13 protein-coding genes and 1 pseudogene are annotated in these 16,256 nt (G+C 70.8%); 8 read left to right on the forward strand and 6 right to left on the reverse strand.

The features are described 5' to 3' along the window. Positions 1-27 precede the first annotated feature (27 nt). A complete protein-coding gene (locus ACZ7GX_RS35645) occupies positions 28-1,116 on the reverse strand; it encodes a carboxylate-amine ligase (protein ID WP_498783411.1) in 1,089 nt (362 codons plus the stop codon). Between the two features lie 99 nt (positions 1,117-1,215). On the opposite strand from ACZ7GX_RS35645, the gene ACZ7GX_RS35650 reads away from it, so the two are divergent. Continuing rightward, positions 1,216-2,178 (forward strand): DNA topoisomerase IB, encoded by a 963-nt coding sequence (locus ACZ7GX_RS35650; protein WP_498783413.1) that lies wholly within the window; start codon positions 1,216-1,218, stop codon positions 2,176-2,178. 463 nt (positions 2,179-2,641) lie between these two features. On the opposite strand, the gene ACZ7GX_RS35655 is transcribed toward ACZ7GX_RS35650, so the two are convergent. The 4 genes from ACZ7GX_RS35655 to ACZ7GX_RS35670 form a co-directional block, all read right to left on the reverse strand. Then, positions 2,642-3,565, reverse strand: a complete 924-nt coding sequence (locus tag ACZ7GX_RS35655; protein ID WP_498783415.1) for a hypothetical protein — start codon at positions 3,563-3,565, stop codon at positions 2,642-2,644. 259 nt (positions 3,566-3,824) lie between these two features. Next, positions 3,825-4,190: a hypothetical protein gene (locus ACZ7GX_RS35660; RefSeq protein WP_498783417.1), complete on the reverse strand. Its 366-nt coding sequence runs from the start codon at positions 4,188-4,190 to the stop codon at positions 3,825-3,827. 109 nt (positions 4,191-4,299) lie between these two features. After that, positions 4,300-5,046, reverse strand: a complete 747-nt coding sequence (locus tag ACZ7GX_RS35665) for a SigB/SigF/SigG family RNA polymerase sigma factor (RefSeq protein WP_230566250.1) — start codon at positions 5,044-5,046, stop codon at positions 4,300-4,302. Continuing rightward, positions 5,043-5,405 carry an ATP-binding protein gene (locus tag ACZ7GX_RS35670; protein ID WP_498783419.1) on the reverse strand — a complete coding sequence of 121 codons (363 nt, stop codon included), beginning with the start codon at positions 5,403-5,405 and terminating at the stop codon, positions 5,043-5,045. Before ACZ7GX_RS35670 ends, ACZ7GX_RS35665 begins: the two co-directional genes overlap by 4 nt. A 211-nt stretch (positions 5,406-5,616) precedes the next feature. On the opposite strand from ACZ7GX_RS35670, the gene ACZ7GX_RS35675 reads away from it, so the two are divergent. The 4 genes from ACZ7GX_RS35675 to ACZ7GX_RS35690 are packed head-to-tail and all read left to right on the forward strand — an operon-like array spanning position 5,617 to position 9,951. Continuing rightward, complete coding sequence (locus ACZ7GX_RS35675; protein WP_498783421.1) at positions 5,617-6,402, forward strand: ABC transporter ATP-binding protein; 786 nt, start codon at positions 5,617-5,619, stop codon at positions 6,400-6,402. After that, a complete protein-coding gene (locus tag ACZ7GX_RS35680) occupies positions 6,399-7,217 on the forward strand; it encodes an ABC transporter ATP-binding protein (protein WP_498783423.1) in 819 nt (272 codons plus the stop codon). Before ACZ7GX_RS35675 ends, ACZ7GX_RS35680 begins: the two co-directional genes overlap by 4 nt. Beyond that, positions 7,214-9,067 (forward strand): AMP-dependent synthetase/ligase, encoded by a 1,854-nt coding sequence (locus tag ACZ7GX_RS35685; RefSeq protein WP_498783425.1) that lies wholly within the window; start codon positions 7,214-7,216, stop codon positions 9,065-9,067. The genes ACZ7GX_RS35680 and ACZ7GX_RS35685 overlap by 4 nt, the downstream gene beginning before the upstream one ends. Then, positions 9,064-9,951: a branched-chain amino acid ABC transporter permease gene (locus ACZ7GX_RS35690; RefSeq protein ID WP_498783427.1), complete on the forward strand. Its 888-nt coding sequence runs from the start codon at positions 9,064-9,066 to the stop codon at positions 9,949-9,951. Before ACZ7GX_RS35685 ends, ACZ7GX_RS35690 begins: the two co-directional genes overlap by 4 nt. Positions 9,952-10,005: 54 nt before the next feature. Here the strand turns inward: ACZ7GX_RS35690 and ACZ7GX_RS35695 are convergent, their stop codons facing one another. Further along, positions 10,006-11,214, reverse strand: coding sequence for an RNA-guided endonuclease InsQ/TnpB family protein (locus ACZ7GX_RS35695; protein WP_498783429.1), 1,209 nt, complete (start codon positions 11,212-11,214; stop codon positions 10,006-10,008). An 89-nt stretch (positions 11,215-11,303) separates the two neighbouring features. On the opposite strand from ACZ7GX_RS35695, the gene ACZ7GX_RS35700 reads away from it, so the two are divergent. The 3 genes and pseudogenes from ACZ7GX_RS35700 to ACZ7GX_RS35710 form a co-directional block, all read left to right on the forward strand. Continuing rightward, positions 11,304-12,404 (forward strand): branched-chain amino acid ABC transporter permease, encoded by a 1,101-nt coding sequence (locus ACZ7GX_RS35700; protein WP_498783431.1) that lies wholly within the window; start codon positions 11,304-11,306, stop codon positions 12,402-12,404. 13 nt (positions 12,405-12,417) lie between these two features. Continuing rightward, positions 12,418-13,710, forward strand: a complete 1,293-nt coding sequence (locus tag ACZ7GX_RS35705) for an ABC transporter substrate-binding protein (RefSeq protein ID WP_498783433.1) — start codon at positions 12,418-12,420, stop codon at positions 13,708-13,710. Between the two features lie 163 nt (positions 13,711-13,873). Continuing rightward, positions 13,874-16,256 (forward strand): annotated as a pseudogene (locus ACZ7GX_RS35710) (hypothetical protein); the annotation flags it as partial.

The raw sequence follows: 16,256 nt of genomic DNA on the forward strand, positions 1-16,256 counted from the left end.
GCGGCGTCGAATCCTTCACGGTAGACCTCAACGGCCGTCGTCGACCGTTTCAGCCAAGATGAGGTCGACCAGCCCGCGCGCGTCCGGCGAGCCGCCGAACGCCCGGCGCTGGCGCGCGGCGCCGCTGCCGTGCGCGCCCAGCCAGGCCAGGTGATCCTCCACAGTGGACAGCGCGGAGGCGTCCTCCAGGGCGTTCGCGCACCACGACACCAGTTCGGCCACGCGATCCCGGGCCGGCACCAGGTTGCCCGTGCGCGGGTCGACGGCCAAGCCGTCCACGCCGTCGCGCGCGGCCCGCCAGTACGCGGCGCGCAACATCACGTCATCCACCCGTTCGGGTTCCCCCGACTCGGCGGCGGTGCGGGCGAACGCCCGGATGACCTCGGCGATGACGACCGCCTCGCGCGCCGTCATCGGGATGTCCGAGACCCGCACCTCGACCGTGGGGTGCTGCGCGGACGGCCGCACGTCCCAGTAGACCATCCCGGTGTCGAGCAGCACCTCCGTCGACTCCAGCGCCCCGACCAGCCGGTCGTACTCGGCGGCGGACCCCAGGTGCGGCGGCGGGCCGCTGATCGGCCACCGCGACCACACGATCGTGCGCCAACTCGCGTAACCCGTGTCCTCGGCCTGCTCGATCGGGGAGTTCACGCTCAACGCCAGCAACGTCGGCAGCCACGGCCGCAGGGCGTTCGAGACCCGGACCGCGACGTCCCGGTCCGGCACGCCCACGTGGACGTGCATCCCGCACACGCCCTGACCGCCGATGATCGCGCGGTGCGAGTGCTCCATCATGCGGTAGCGGCGGTCGTCCGTGCCCGGCGGCGGCCCCAGCGTGCCGATCGGCGGAATCGCCGAGGCCAGCAGCCGGCATCCCGCCGCGTGCGCGGCCTTCGCCAGGTGGAGGCGACCGCCGACGACCTGCTCCGCCAACTCCTCGGCGGTCGTGCACACCGGCGTGGCGACCTCGATCTGGAACGGCGTCAGCTCCCGTTGCACGTCGTGGCCCGCGCCGGCGTGCTGCGCGACCGAGTCGGCCAGCGGCACGGGTCGGCGCGACTCCGGGTCGACGAGGAGGAACTCCTGTTCGACTCCCACGGTCCACGGCTGTGTCATGCCGGTCCCATACCCAGTTGGCCCGGGTTTCAACCACGGTGTTGTGGATCGTTCGGGTGGTCCGCGTTTCACCGGGTCGCGGTCGGGAACCTGGGCGCTGTGAGATTGCGCCGCAGTGATCCGTCCGGGCCCGGTTGGCGTCGCCGTGCCCGTGGGCGGGGGTTCAGCTACGTCGACGCCGACGGCGAGCCGCTCGACGCCGAGTCCGTGGCGCGGATCAAGGCCCTGGTCATCCCGCCCGCGTGGCGCGACGTGTGGGTGTGCCCGCACCCGAACGGCCACATCCAGGCGGTGGGCACGGACGCGGCCGGGCGGCGCCAGTACCTGTACCACGAGCGGTGGCGGCAGGACCGGGACGAGGAGAAGCACGACCGGGTGCTCGTGCTGGCGCCGTTGCTGCCGGGGTTCCGGGCGGAGGTGGCGCGGGAGCTGAGCGGGCGGGGGCGGTCGCGGCGGCGGGTGCTGGCGGTGGCGTTGGCGGTGCTGGAGCGCGGGGTGTTCCGGGTCGGGGGTGAGACGTACGCGGCGGACAACGGGACCCACGGGGTGGCGACGTTGCTGTGCTCGCACGTGGCCGTTCGACGGTCCACTGTGGAGTTCTGCTACCCGGCGAAGGGCGGGATCGAGTTCACGACGGTGGTGGAGGACGAGGCGTTGGCGCGGGCCGTTCGGGGGTTGCTGCGGGGGCGGGGCGGGGACGAGCGGCTGCTGGTCGACTCGCGGGGGTGCGCGGTCGGGTCGGACGACGTGAACGAGCGGTTCAAGGAGCTGGTGGGGTCGGAGTTCTCGGTGAAGGACCTGCGGACGTGGCACGCGACGGTGTTGGCCGCCGCGGCGTTCGCGAGGGAGGGCCGGCCGGAGTCCGCGCGGGGGCGGAAGCGGGTGGAGGCGGCGGTGGCGCGGGAGGTGGCCGAGCACTTGGGGAACACGCCGGCGGTCGCGAGGAAGTCCTACATCGACCCGCGGGTGGTGCGGCTGTACCACGAGGGGGTGATGATCAGACCGAGGACGGCTGATCGTGAGACAGTGGAACGGGCCGTGCTGCGGATGCTACGGAGGTGAAAACCCCTCATGTGCGCCATTTCCGCAGGTCGGTGGGTCGTCCGGTCACACTTTCGAGTGATCAACGGCCAAAAATGTACGGAAACACCGTTACCGCACCTCGGTTAAAACCATGAGGAGCCCTCGCCAACCACCCATCCACCTTCACCCACCCCACCCACTACATCCGCCGCCCCATCCACCACCATCCGCCGACCGCCGACCGCCGACCGCCTCAACCTCATCCGTTCCCACCGCAATCGCCGGCCACCGCGACACCCGCCACCGACATCGCTGGCCCGCGGGCGTCACCGATCCGCGAGCATCACCGGTCTGCGGGCATCACCGGTCTGCGGGCATCACCGGTCCACGAGCATCACCGGTCCGCGACCATCACCGGCCAACGGGCGTCATCGGCCGGCGGCATTGCCCGTCACCGCATCGCCGGCCGAGCCGCCCACCGGTCGGGCAGTAGTGGACGACGTCACTCGCGGAGCAGGGCGCCGACGTCTTCGTGCAGCCGAACCGCGCCGCCGACGAGCACGATCTCGGCCCCGCACTCGACCGCGCGCAACGGCAGCACCTCGTCTGCCCGCCCGTCGTCGACCTGCTGCGAGCCGACGAGCGTGTCGGTGAGCAGGAGGGTGTCGACCCGGCCCTCGGCCAGCGCCTGCCGGACCGCGACCAGTCCGTGCACCGCGCGTCCGGTGAGCCGCGTGGACTCGTCGCGGAACCGTTCGACTACTGCCCGTCGGGCGTCCTGGTTCGCCCGCCCGGCCAGGTGCAGCACAGCACGATCGGGTGGTCCCTCGACCTCGACCACCAGGTGGTGGTAGCGGGTCGGCAGGGCTACCCGCAGTGAGCGCCGCCCGGCCAGCGGCCCGGCCAGCACCAGCAGCGGCGCACCCAGCAGGTCGACCAGGCTGGCCGCTTCCTCGGCGACGTCGGCCAACTCCTCGGAGTCCAGGCGTCGTCCGGGACGTCGCGCGCCCACCGTCGCCACCGCCACCGGGCGGCCGGTCGGGTCGACGCCGCGCAGGTCCGCGCCGTGCTCGCCGACCTGGACGACCACGTGCGGCAGGAGGGGTTCGGACAGGTCGACCAGCGGCAGGATGTAGGGGAGCGGGCCGGTGCGGGCCGTGTAGCCGGTCGGTGGGACGGGGACGTACTGGTCGACCAGCACGCGTCCGCCGCCCACGATCAGGCCACGCCCGGCGAGGCCGCGCGGGGTCGTGCCGGACACGATCGCGTTGTGCGCCAACGCTACGAGGTAGGGGTCGGCGGCCATGGCTTGGAGCTGGTCGCGCATCGCCCGCCACCGAAGGTCCACGTGATCACCGACGTCGAGGTACACGGAGACGAACGGTCCTTCGACGTCGACCAGGTTTTGCAGACTCGCCGTGTGCATCGGTTCGGTCCTCCCCGTTCGGGTTACACGGGTGATACCCGAAAGGGGATAGGTGCAACCGCGTCCACCGGCATCGGCACTGGCATCCGAACCCATCGGAACCGCCATCGGCACTGGCATAGGAAAGTGCGCCGATGATTGAGGAACGGGTCCGCGATCGGTGCGGGGAACGGTCATCGTGGACGGGGTGCCGACCGGTCTGCGAGCGGGTGCGGCGAAGGTGCGAGCGGGTGCGGTGAGGGAGGGGAGAGGGGCGGGGTTAGTGGGAGCCGGTGGCGCGGCGGGCGCGTTGTTCGCACCACGCGCAGCCCTCCGCGACGCCCACGGAGGCGAAGCCGATCAGCAGGTGCACCGCGTTGCCGACGATCCCGGCGTCCATCGCCCCGCCCGGCGCACCCACCCCGAACGCGAACACGACCAGGTACACGACGCCCATCATCGAGCCGACCAGCCGAGCCACCCGGGTCCGCGCGGACGCCACGCCGAGCACCCCGCCGGTCACCAGGTGCAGCACCGCCAACCTCGGCTCGGACCGCACGAGGTCCACCACGCCCCACGCGACCAGCAGCACGCCCAGGATCAGGGCTGCCCGCTGCGGCCACGCCAGGGTCACCGGGCCTGCCACCACTGCGACCACCCCATCCCGTCCAGACCGAGCGCCGGCCGAGCCTCGACCGAGCTTCGACGGAAGACCCGGCCGAAGACCCGAACGAAGCCCTCACCGCGCACGAGCGCTACTCATCATCGAGCAACGAGCGCAACCGGGCCAAGGACCGGCTCAGCAGTCGCGAGACGTGCATCTGCGACACGCCGACCGAGTCCGCGATCTGGCTCTGCGTCATGCCCCGGAAGAACCGCAGCACCACGATCCGCCTCTCCCGCTTGGGCAGCCCGCGAAGCATCGGGTCCAGCGCGTGGTGCAGCTCGACGACCTCCAACGCCGGATCGTCGCTGATCAAGCGTTCGGCGTAGTTCAGCTCCTCGCTGATCGACTGCTCGTCCAACGACAGCAGGTGGTACGCCGACGTCGCGTGCAGCCCCTCGTAGACCTGGTCCACCCCGATGCCGAGGTGCCTGGCGACCTCGCTGGGCGTCGGCGTGCGCCCCGACACGCGCGACAGCTCCACCCGCGCCGTGTCGATGGCGACGCACAACTCCTTCAACCGCCGCGGCACGCGCAGCGCCCACCCCTGGTCGCGCAGGTACCGCCGCACCTCGCCGGTGATGGTCGGCACGGCGAACGCCAGGAAGTCGATACCGCGCGTGACGTCGAACCGGTCCACGGCGTTGATCAGCCCGACCGCCGCCACCTGCCGCAGGTCCTCCACCGACTCCCCGCGCTCGGCGAACCGGTCGGCGATGTGCCTGGCCATCGGCAGGTGCTCGGTGACCAGCCGGTCACGCAGCCGCTGGTAGCGCTCGCCGTCCCGCTCCGCCTCCGCCAGCTCGTGGAACAGCGGCTGGTAGTCCACCGCGTTCATGCCCGGCACCTCAGCTCGACCCGCAACCGGCCCTCCCCGTCGACCCAGGTGGCTACCGCGTCGGTCACGGAGCTGACAACCCGCCAGTACAACGAGTCATGATCGGGGACGGTGACGGCCGATGACCGGACCTCCGCCCGGAAGCGCACGGAATCACCTTCCCGGGCGAACCGGCACCGCAGCACGGCCGCGGGGTCCAGGGTCCGGGAGATCAACGCGCTGCACGCCTCGTCGACGGCGATGACCAGGTCGACGGCCAGCTCGGGCGTGCGCCTGGCGATCGCGCCGGCGACCGCGCGGATGACCGAGAGGTGGGCGGGCCTGGCCGCCACCCTGAGCTCCACCTCCGAGGCGTCCATGCGCGGCGAACGCTCCTCACATCCCTGGTCGCGGACGCCGGGGGCATACCCACGGACCCCTCCCGCTACACCCGTCCACACAGGACTGAGCAACAGAATCGTGAAAGCCGAACATGCCGTGGGCTGGTTCATCACGGTTTGCGAACAGCGGTAGGTAACCCTGTGATCGGAGTCATACTGATCGCCTCCCCGACATCCCCGGAGGCGCCTGGTGCTCGAGGCGAACAACCTTGAGGTGGTCTACGACGACGTGATGTTGGTGCTGCGCGGCGTGAGCCTGAAGGTCCCGGAAGGGCGGATCGTCGCCCTGCTGGGCGCGAACGGAGCGGGCAAGACGACGCTGCTGCGAGCGCTGTCCGGCCTGCTCGACGTGCACGACGGCAAGGTCACCCGCGGCCGGATCACCCTGGACGGCGATCCGATCCACCGCGCCTCGCCGTCGCGCATCGCGTCGCTCGGCGTGAAGCAGGCGCTGGAGGGCAGGCGCATCCTGGCCGAGCTGTCGGTCGAGGAGAACCTGCGCATCGGCGGGCACAGCAGGCCGCGCGGCGTCAAGCAGAACCTGGACCGGATGTACGAGTTGTTCCCCAGGTTGCGCGAACGGCGGCGGCAGAGCGCCGGCTACCTGTCCGGCGGCGAGCAGCAGATGCTCTCGATCGGCCGGGCGCTGATGTCCGAGCCGCGCTACCTGCTGCTCGACGAGCCGAGCCTCGGCCTGGCCCCGCTCATGGTCCAGCAGATCCGCGACCTCATCGTGAAGATCAACGCGGCGGGCACGACCGTGCTGCTGGTCGAGCAGAACGCGACCATGGCGCTGTCCATCGCCGACCACGGCTACGTGCTGGAGACCGGCAAGGTCGTGATGGACAAGCCGGCGGCCGCGCTGCTGGCCGACGAGGACGTGCGCGAGTTCTACCTGGGCCTGCGCGCCGAGGGCGCCGCGCGGTCGTTCCGCGACGTGAAGCACTACAAGCGGCGGAAGCGGTGGTTGTCGTGAAGCCCGAAGACCGGAGCGCCGAAGCCGGGAGGAACGTGCTCGACGTGCGGGACGTGCGGCTGGCGTTCGACGGCGTCACCGCCGTGGACGGCGTGTCGTTCCACGTCGCCGCGGGCGAGCTGTTCGCCATCATCGGACCCAACGGCGCGGGCAAGACGTCGATCTTCAACGTGCTGTCGGGCGTGTACCGGCCGCAGCAGGGCTCGGTCCTGTTCGAGGGCGAGGAGGTGCTGGGCAGGCGCCCGCACAAGGTCGCCGCCATGGGCATCGCCCGCACGTTCCAGAACATCGAGCTGTTCGCCCACCTGACCGTGGTGGAGAACCTGATGCTGGGCAGGCACAACCACATGCGGTACGGGGCGCTGGCCGCGTTCGCGTGGGTCGGCCGGGCCCGGCGCGAGGAGCTGGCCAACCGGGAGGCGGTCGAGGAGGTCATCGACTTCCTCGAGCTGGAGCAGTGGCGACGCCTGCCGGTCGGCCTGCTGCCGTACGGCGTGCAGAAGCGCGTGGAGCTCGGGCGCGCGCTGGCGATGGAGCCGAAGGTGCTGCTGCTGGACGAGCCGGTCGCGGGCATGAACGTCGAGGAGACCGAGGACATGGCGCGGTTCGTGCTCGACGTCCGCGACGAGCTCGGCATCGCGATGGTCATGGTCGAGCACGACATGGGCCTGGTGATGGACCTCGCCGACCGGGTGATGGTGCTGGACTTCGGCAAGCCGATCCGCACCGGCACGCCCGCCGAGGTGCAGCAGGACCCGGACGTGGTGCGCGCCTACCTCGGCGAGGCGCACCAGAACGCGGGAGGTGCGGCATGACGACGGCCACGACCACCGGGCTCACCACCGTGGTGACCCGCGTCCGCGACCGCGCGGCCCGCACGCCGGACGCGGTGGCGTTGCGGGCCAAGGACTTCGGCATCTGGCGCGAGGTGACCTGGGCGGGGTACTGGGCGCAGGTCGAGCTGGTCGGCCACGCCCTGCTGGCGCTCGGCGTCGACGCGGGCGACCGGGTCGCGATCGGGTCGGAGAACCGCCGCGAGTGGCTCTACACCGACCTCGGCGCGGCGGCCGTGCGCGCGGTCACCGTGGGCCTGTACCCGACGAACCCGGCCGCCGAGGTCGCGTACCTGCTCTCGCACTCCGCCACCCGCGTGCTCATCGCCGAGGACCAGGAGCAGGTGGACAAGGCGCTGGCCGTGCTGGACGCCCTGCCCGACCTGGAACGCATCGTCTACATCGAGCCGCGCGGCATCCGGCACCGCTACGACAACCCGAAGCTGCTGTCGTGGGACGACTTCCTGGCCATGGGCGCGGAGCACCGGGAGCAGAACCCGGACGCGGTCGCGCGCCGGATGCGCGAGGTCGAGCCGGACGACGTGATGACGTTGATCTACACCTCGGGCACGACCGGGCCGCCCAAGGGCGCGATGCTGACCGTGGCCAACGTGGAGTTCGCCGTCCAGTCGCTGGTCGAGGGCGGCGGGTTCACCGAGCCGCCGCCGTCGCCGAAGGACGTCACGCTGTCGTACCTGCCGCTGTGCCACGTCGCCGAACGCATCTTCACCACGTGGTTCAGCGCGTCGGCCGGGGTGCAGGTGCACTTCGCCGAGTCCATCGAGACGGTGCAGGCGAACCTGCGCGAGGTGCAGCCGACGATCCTGTTCGGCGTGCCCCGCATCTGGGAGAAGGTGTTGGCGGCCATCACGATCAGCGCGTCCAGCGCCACCTGGCTCAAGCGGGCGACCACCCGGTTCTGGCTGCGCGTGGCCGACGGCCTCGGCGAGCAGTTGGTGCGCACCGGCGGCAAGCACACGTTCGGCACGCGGCTCAAGTACGGCATCGGCTGGCTGTTGTGCTTCCGCGCGCTGAAGGCGCGGATCGGGTTGCGGCACGTCCGGTACGCGGCCTCGGGCGCCGCGCCCATCTCGCCGCAGGTGCTGCGGTTCTTCATGGGCATCGGCGTGCCGATGCACGAGGTGTACGGCATGACCGAGAACAGCGCCGTCGCCACTGGCAACCGACCCGGCCGGGTGAAGCTCGGCACGGTCGGCGAGCCGCACCCCGGCGTGGAGCTGCGCATCGCCGACGACGGCGAGATCCAGACCAGGCACGCGGGCGTGTTCGCGGGCTACTGGCGCGACGAGGAGGCCACCCGGCGGGCGATGACCCCGGACGGCTGGCTGCGCACCGGCGACGTCGGCGAGTGGGTCGACGGCACGCACGTGCGGATCACCGACCGGATGAAGGACATCATCATCACCGCGGGCGGCAAGAACGTGGCGCCGTCGGAGGTCGAGAACGCGCTGAAGTCCTCGCCGTACATCAAGGAGGCGGTCGTGCTCGGCGACCGGCGCCCGTACCTGGTGGCGTTGATCGGCATCGAGTACGACACCGTCGGCCACTGGGCCAGGCAGCGCCGCCTCGCCTACACCACCTACCGCGACCTCGCGGAGAAGGACGAGGTGCGCGAGTTGGTGCAGGGCATCGTGACCGAGGTCAACGGGCGGTTCGCCACCGTGGAGCAGGTCAAGAAGTTCCGCATGCTGCCCAAGGAGCTCGACCACGAGGACGGCGAGCTGACCGCGACGCAGAAGGTGAAGCGGTCGGCGCTGGCCAAGGTGTTCGGCGAGCTCGTCGACGACATGTACGCCGGGGGGCGCGGATGACCGAGTTCCTGCAATCGCTGATCCGCGGCCTCGGCTCCGGGTCGATCTACGCGCTGCTGGCGCTGGGCTTCGTCATCATCTACAAGTCCACCAGGGTGATCAGCTTCGCCCAGCCGGCGTTCATGCTGGCGGGCGCGGTGCTGGTCAGCTACCTGGCCGCGGAGGTCGGGTTCTTCGCGGCCGTGCCGATCGCGGCGGTGCTGATCGCCGTGCTGGCGCTGGGCGTGGAGCGGACCGTGCTGCGGCCGATGATCGGCAAGCCGGTGTTCGTGGTCGCGATCATCACCATCGGCGTGGACGTGGTGGTGCGCGTGGTGACCAACGCGTTCATCGGGCTGGACGTTCGGCAGGTCGGCGACCCGTGGGGCCTGTCGACGGTGACGCTGCTCGGCGTCGAGGTGCAGCAGCGGTACCTGGTCATGTTCGGCACGACGGTGGCCGTGGTCGCGGTGCTCTTCGCGTTCTTCCGGTTCTCCCGGGTGGGCCTGGCGATGCGCGCGGTGGCCTACGACCAGGAGGTCGCGCTGGCGCAGGGCATCTCGGTCGGCTCGGTGTTCGCGCTGTCGTGGGCGATCGCGGGCGGGCTGGCCGCGCTGGCCGGGGTGTTCGTGGCCACCGGCGCGGGCGTGGACCAGCAGCTGTGGGTGATCGCGCTGAAGGCGTTGCCGGCGATCATCCTCGGCGGGCTCGACTCGCTGGGCGGCGCGGTCGTCGGCGGGCTGGCGGTCGGGGTCGTGGAGTCGCTGGTCGGCACCTACCAAGGTGACGTGGCGCCGTGGCTCGGGCCGAACTTCGCGCTGGTCGCGCCGTACGTGCTGATGCTGGTCGTGCTGCTGGTGCGGCCCTACGGGCTGTTCGGCAGCAAGGAGGTGGAGCGGCTTTGACTTCCTCCCAGCCCCGGAAGGTGGGAGCCCGACGCGCTTCGCAGCGCGTTGCGCTTATGCGCTGCACCTCGCGGTGCCGGCTTCCTGGTTCACAGCCGATCGCGGAAGGGAGGGCCCTTGCCGTCTGACATCAGCTCCGCAGGCATCACCCGAGTCTCCCCGGGCTACGGCTCGACCAGCCGCAAGGATGTTCTTCGCCGCGTTGTGGTCCCGATCGTGTCGGGTGCGGCAGTCCGGGCACGTCCAGTGCCGGACGGAGAGGTTCAGCTCGGCGAGCAGGTGTCCGCACGCGGAGCAGGTCTTGCTCGACGGGTACCAGCGGTCGATCACCACGAGGACGCGCCCCGCGCGTGCCGCTCTGTACTCGAGTTGACGGCGGAACTCTCCCCAACCCGCGTCGGAGATGGCGCGGGCCAGCCGACGGTTGCGCACCATGTTCCCGACAGCCAGGTCTTCGATCGCGACGAGATCCGCCGAGCGGACCAGGTTCGTGCTGGTTCGGTGCAGAAAGTCGTACCTGGCGTCGCGGACCTTCCGATGCGCGCGGGCTACTTTCGCCTTGGCCTTGCACCGGTTGTTCGAACCGCGTCGGCAGCGAGCCAGCCTGCGCTGGTGGCGGGCCAGGTTCCGGGCTTTGCGCTCCACGTGACGAGGGTTGGCGACGCGGTCGCCATCACTGGTCACGAGAAAGGTCTTCAGCCCGAGGTCGACACCGATCTGGTGACCGGCGGCCGCCCTTGGTTCGGGGTCCTCGGTGTCGATGGCGAAGGTCACGTACCAGCGGCCGTCCGGCTCACGGGACACCACGACCGTCGTGGGGTTCAGCGCGGCGAAGTCGACTTCGTCGAAGGACCAGACGAACTCCAGCGGGGCAGCGGTCTTGGCCAGCCACAGCCGTCCGTCTCGAATTCGGAACGCGGAGCGGGTGTAGTGGGCGGACTGGCGGCCGGTGCGGGACTTGAACCTCGGATATCTCGCTCGGCCGGCGAAGAAGCTCTGGAACGCCGCGTGCTGGTGGCGAAGTGCCTGCTGCAGCGGAACCGAGGACACCTCGGACAGAAATGCGAGGTCTTCGGTGCGCTTCCAGCCAGTCAGCGCCGCGTCGGTCTCCTTGTACGACGTCCGCTTGCCCTCGGCGAGATAGCGCCACCGGCGTACGGCGAGTGTCTTGTTCCACACCAGGCGCACGCAGCCGAACGTGCGGTTGAGCACCACCGTCTGTTCGGCGTCCGGATGGGCCCGTACACGGTACGCCGTTCGCACGAAGATCAGCCTATCCGAGGAGATGTGATGAGTGGGGCTGTGGCCGGTTGGCTTACGTCCTTCGGGTGGCGCTCTCGGAGGAGGCCGCTGTGAAGGGTCGTCCGGAGCTTTACACCTCCTACGCGCAGGACATGGCGTTCCTCAACACGCGCCCCAAGCGGACGTGGACGGGGGCGTTGGTGGTGGTGGCGCTGCTGGTGCCGTTCGCCATCACCGACGACCTGCTGATGCTGCTGGCCACGGGGTTCGTGGCGGCGATCGGCGCGATCGGGCTGAACATCGTGACCGGGTACGCCGGTCAGGTGTCGCTCGGGCACGCGTTCTTCCTGGCCATCGGCGCGTACACGGGCGCGGCGCTCTCCGGTGACCCGGACGGCCGGGTGCTCGGGTTCGGCGTGACGTCGCTGCCCGTGTGGCTGCTGGCGTCCGGGCTGGTGGCGGGGCTGGCGGGGCTGATCGTGGCGCCGATCGCGGTCCGGCTGCGCGGGCTGTACCTGGCGATCGTGACGCTGGGGCTGGTGTTCCTCGGCGAGCACGTCTTCCGCGAGTGGACGTCGCTGACCGGCGGTCCGGGCGTGGGTCGGCCGGCGGCGGTGCCGGAGCTGTTCGGCGTGCGGCTGGACCGGCCGTCGGAGTTCTTCAGCGGGCCGCAGCAGCTGTACCTGCTGATGTTCGTGCTGCTGGTGATCTTCGCCGTGCCGGCGCGCAACCTGGTGCGGTCGCGGATCGGGCGGGCGTTCGCCGCGGTGCGCGACCGCGACCTCGCGGCGGCCGTGATCGGCGTCGACCTGACCCGGTACAAGGCGCTGGCGTTCGCCGTGTCGTCGTTCTACGCCGGTGTCGCGGGCTCGTTGCTGTTCGTGGTCAACGGGTTCTTCGACCCCGGCTCGTTCGGCCTGCTGCTGTCGGTGCAGTACATCGCGATGGTGCTCATCGGCGGCGCGGGGACCATCTCCGGCGCGATCATGGGCGCGCTGTTCATCACGCTGCTGCCGCGCATCACCCGGGAGCTCCCGACGGTGCTGCCGTTCATCAGCGCGGACGCGACCGGTGCGGTCACGGTGTTCCAGGTCGAGGCGGTCCTCTACGGGCTGCTGATCGTGGTGTTCCTGATCGTGGAGCCACGTGGCCTGTTCGGTATCTGGGTGCGCGTGCGCAACTACTGGCGCACCTGGCCTTTCTCGTACTGAAAGGGTGGATGGGATGGCAAGTCACAGAGCGGTGCTCGCGGTGCTCTCCGTGGTGGCGCTGGCCGCCGTCGCGTGTCGCGGCGGCGACGGCGCGGCCCCGCAGGAGGGCAAGGGCGGTATCAAGGTCGACTTCGGCGTGACCAGCGAGCCGTGCCCGGACACCGGTCACAGTGACCGGGGCTGCATCTACCTCGGGTCGATCTCGGACCTGACCGAAGGGCCGTTCAAGACGCTCGCGGTGCCGATCACGGAGTCGCAGAAGGCGTTCTGGAAGCGCGTCAACGACAAGGGCGGCATCGGCGGCTACGACGTCGACGTGACCACGTACGTCAAGGACAACAAGTACAACCCGCAGATCCACAACCAGGTGTACCAGGAGATGAAGGGCAAGATCCTGGCCCTGGCGCAGACCCTGGGCTCGCCGACGACGGCGGCGATCCTGCCCGACCTGGAGAGCACGCAGATGGTCAGCGTGCCGGCGTCGTGGACGTCGCTGTGGGGCGTGGAGGAGGTCGTCCTGGAGTCGGGCGCGAACTACTGCGTCGAGTCGATGAACTCGGTCGACTACGCGGTGGACGAGCTCGGTGCGAAGAGCGTGATGGCCGTGCACCTGCCCGGTGACTACGGCGACGACGCGGCGGCGGGCGCGAAGATCGCGGCGGAGAAGCGCGGCGTGACGTTCGCCAACGCGGTCACCCAGACCGGCCAGGACAACCAGGGCGGCGCGATCGACGCGGTGCTGGCGAACAAGCCGGACGTGGTCATCCTCACCACCGGGCCGACCGACGCGGCGGTGATCATCGGCCAGACGGCGGCGCGCGGGTTCAAGGGCAAGTTCATCGGCACGTCGCCGACCTGGAACCAGGGCCTGATGCAGAGCCCGGCGGCGCCCGCGATCAAGGCGCTGTACCTGCAGTCCGCGCCGTGGAAGTCGTGGGCGACGGACTCGCCGGGGCACAAGGCGCTGCGCGAGGCCCTGCCGAGCGTGACGCCGAACGACGGCTACACGTCCGGGTGGGTGTGGTCGTACCCGTTGAAGGCGGCGCTGGAGAAGGCGGCTTCGAACAAGGACCTGACCAGGGCCGGTGTGCTCGCGGCCGTGCGGCAGCTGAACTCGGTGGACTACGAGGGCATGCTGCCCCAGGGCGCGGGCAACTTCGCGGGCAACTCGAACGACGCCACGTTCCGGCAGACGTTGATCTACAAGCCGGACGAGCAGGCGGCGACCGGGGTCGGGCTGGTGGAGGACTTCTTCACCGGGCCGACGGCGAAGGACTTCAAGTTCGAGAAGCCCTGCTACGCCTGACCTCCCCCGACGCGCCCCGGCCGCTGCTCCTCGCGGCCGGGGCGCGTTGTCCATTGTGGACGTATTGCGCCGATCGGGTCACGTCGGCGTGATGCGGAACCCGTCGTTGCCGGTGTGCGTCAGTCTGGGCGTCGACGCCTGACGGACGACGGGGGGTCGCGCCGTGACGGAGCAGAACGACCTGGTGGTGCAGCCCGACGCGGAGCCGGGTGGGACCTTCAACGCCGGCACCGGTGACAACGGGTGGATGACCGGTATTTCCATCGCGGAGTCGGCGATGGACACGTTCAACGGGATCAAGGACGGCAACTGGGTCGAGGCCGGCCTGGGCATGGTGGGGTTGGCGGCGGACGCGGCGGCGATGGCGATCGACCCGTTCGGCACGTTGTTGTCCTCGGCGGCGTCGTTCCTGATGGAGCACATGCAGCCGCTCAAGGAGATGCTGGACTGGCTGGCCGGGAACCCGCCGGTGATCGAGTCGTACTCGGCGACGTGGGGGAAGGTCGCCGAGGAGCTGGGGAAGGTCGCCGAGGAGTACGCGTCCGGGGTGCAGCGGGGCACCGAGGGGTGGACGGGTGCGGCGGCGGAGACCTACCTCGCGAACTCGAAGGCGCACGGTGACGCGCTGACGGGCGCGGCGTCGGCGGCGGGGACCGTGGGCACGGTCGTCGGCATGATGGGCATGGTCGTGGGGTTCGTGCGCGAGGTGGTGCGCGACCTGATCGCGGACCTGGTGGGCAAGCTCATCGCGTGGGTGTTGGAAGCGGTGTTCTCGCTGGGGTTCGGCACGCCGGTGATCGTGGCGCAGGCGGTGACCGCGATCTCGAAGTGGGCCGCGAAGATCGCCAAGATCATCCAGGACCTGCTGGACACGATCAAGAAGGTCTCGCCGATGCTCAAGCGTCTGGTCGAGGTCTTCGAGAAGATCATGAAGGTGGTCGGCAAGCTGGCCGGCAAGGTCACGGGGCTGGACGTGCTCAGTCCGAGCAACATCAAGCCGGGTGGTTTCCTGCAAACCGGCAAGGCCGACATCGACACCCCGTCCGGGACCGGTCGTGGGAACGGGGACTCGTCCTCCTCCCCGGACTCGGGCACGCCTGATTCCGGCACGCCTGATTCGGGCACACCTGACTCCGACGCCCCGGGCTCCACCACCCTCGGATCGACCACCCCCGGATCAACCACACCTGGATCGACCACCCCCGGATCAACCACACCTGGATCGACCACCCCCGGTTCGACCACTCCCGGATCGACCACACCTGGTTCGGACTTACCGGCGCCCGACCGCCCTCGCGACAGCACCTCGACGTCGAGCACGGCTCCAACGGTCGACCCGCCGACGTCCCGTCCGACCCGCGGCGACCCTGCCGACCTGCCCACCAGCGCACCGCGTCCAGGTCGTGACCCGGACAGCCCGGACACGGATGTCCCCCGTGGCGGGACACCACCTCCCGGCCCGTCCACCACGCCGCGTGGTGCGCCGGTCGGCGAGCACCGGGGCGGTCCGATGGGCCAGCCGGGCCCGACCCCGTCCGGTGGCGGTTCTCCTGGAGCCGGTTCTCCGGGTGGCGGCAGCGCTGGTGGTGGTTCACCGAGCGCACCGGCACCGTCGCGGCTCGACGAGACGTCCGCGGCCAGGGCCGCGTCCCCGGAAGCCCCGAGCCGACCGGGACCACCGAGCCCGAACCCCACGAGCCCGAACACCACCGCACCCGGCGGCAACCCGCCTGTCACCCCAACCGGTCAACCCACACCCGGCGGGATGCCGGGCAGCGCTCCCGGAAGTGGCGGCGCACCGGGTGGCGGTGGCGCCAGGCCGGGCGGCGGTGGCGGCTGGACGGGAACCCCGGGCAGTCGGGGCGACCTGGGCTCCGGCGTGCCTCCGGCCCGAACCCCGGACGGCCCCCGACCGTCATCCTTCGGCCCGTCCAGCACTTCGGCACCACCCTCTCACCACGCCGGACCACCCCACGCCGGACCGCCCCACGCAGGCCCACCTCACGCAGGCCCACCTCACGCGGTCCCGCCTCATCCCGGCCCGGGAACCCCTTCCCGCACCGGTCCGGCCCACACCACCCCTTCGCAGGCTGGGCCACCGCACCCGAACCCGCCGCGGAACGGGCCTGCGAACCCCTACGCGCCGCACTCCCCAAACGTGCCGCACTCCCCAAACGCACCGCACTCGCCGAACAACCCGCCGAGCCCGCTGCACCAGCGTCCCGGCAGCCCGGACTTCACCCGCCCCCGCGGCGACGGCCCGCTGCCGCACACCCCGAACCGGCCGATGGACGGCCCACCACCCCAGCGGCACCCCGACACCCAGACACCCGACCTCCGCCGCGACCCCGACGGAATCCCCGCCCAGCGCCGCGATCCGGAAGCGTGGTCACCGCCCCACCGCGACCCCGACCCGGACAGCCCTCACAGCCCTGATGGCGACCGGCCGGACATCGACGAGGCGCACGCCCGGCACGGTGAGACCACCCCGGCCGGTATCTCGCACCACCGGGGCGACAGCGACATGGGCGACCTGCCCCACCGCG

This window comes from Actinosynnema sp. NPDC037264, from assembly GCF_055603705.1.

What these genes read in the sequence shown, in the direction of transcription:
- ACZ7GX_RS35705 (WP_498783433.1), top strand. Translation starts at nt 12,418, where the DNA reads ATGGCAAGTCACAGAGCGGTGCTCGCGGTGCTCTCCGTGGTGGCGCTG.
- ACZ7GX_RS35665 (WP_230566250.1), bottom strand. Translation starts at nt 5,046, where the DNA reads ATGAACGCGGTGGACTACCAGCCGCTGTTCCACGAGCTGGCGGAGGCG.
- ACZ7GX_RS35690 (WP_498783427.1), top strand. Translation starts at nt 9,064, where the DNA reads ATGACCGAGTTCCTGCAATCGCTGATCCGCGGCCTCGGCTCCGGGTCG.
- ACZ7GX_RS35670 (WP_498783419.1), bottom strand. Translation starts at nt 5,405, where the DNA reads ATGGACGCCTCGGAGGTGGAGCTCAGGGTGGCGGCCAGGCCCGCCCAC.
- ACZ7GX_RS35645 (WP_498783411.1), bottom strand. Translation starts at nt 1,116, where the DNA reads ATGACACAGCCGTGGACCGTGGGAGTCGAACAGGAGTTCCTCCTCGTC.
- ACZ7GX_RS35685 (WP_498783425.1), top strand. Translation starts at nt 7,214, where the DNA reads ATGACGACGGCCACGACCACCGGGCTCACCACCGTGGTGACCCGCGTC.
- ACZ7GX_RS35655 (WP_498783415.1), bottom strand. Translation starts at nt 3,565, where the DNA reads ATGCACACGGCGAGTCTGCAAAACCTGGTCGACGTCGAAGGACCGTTC.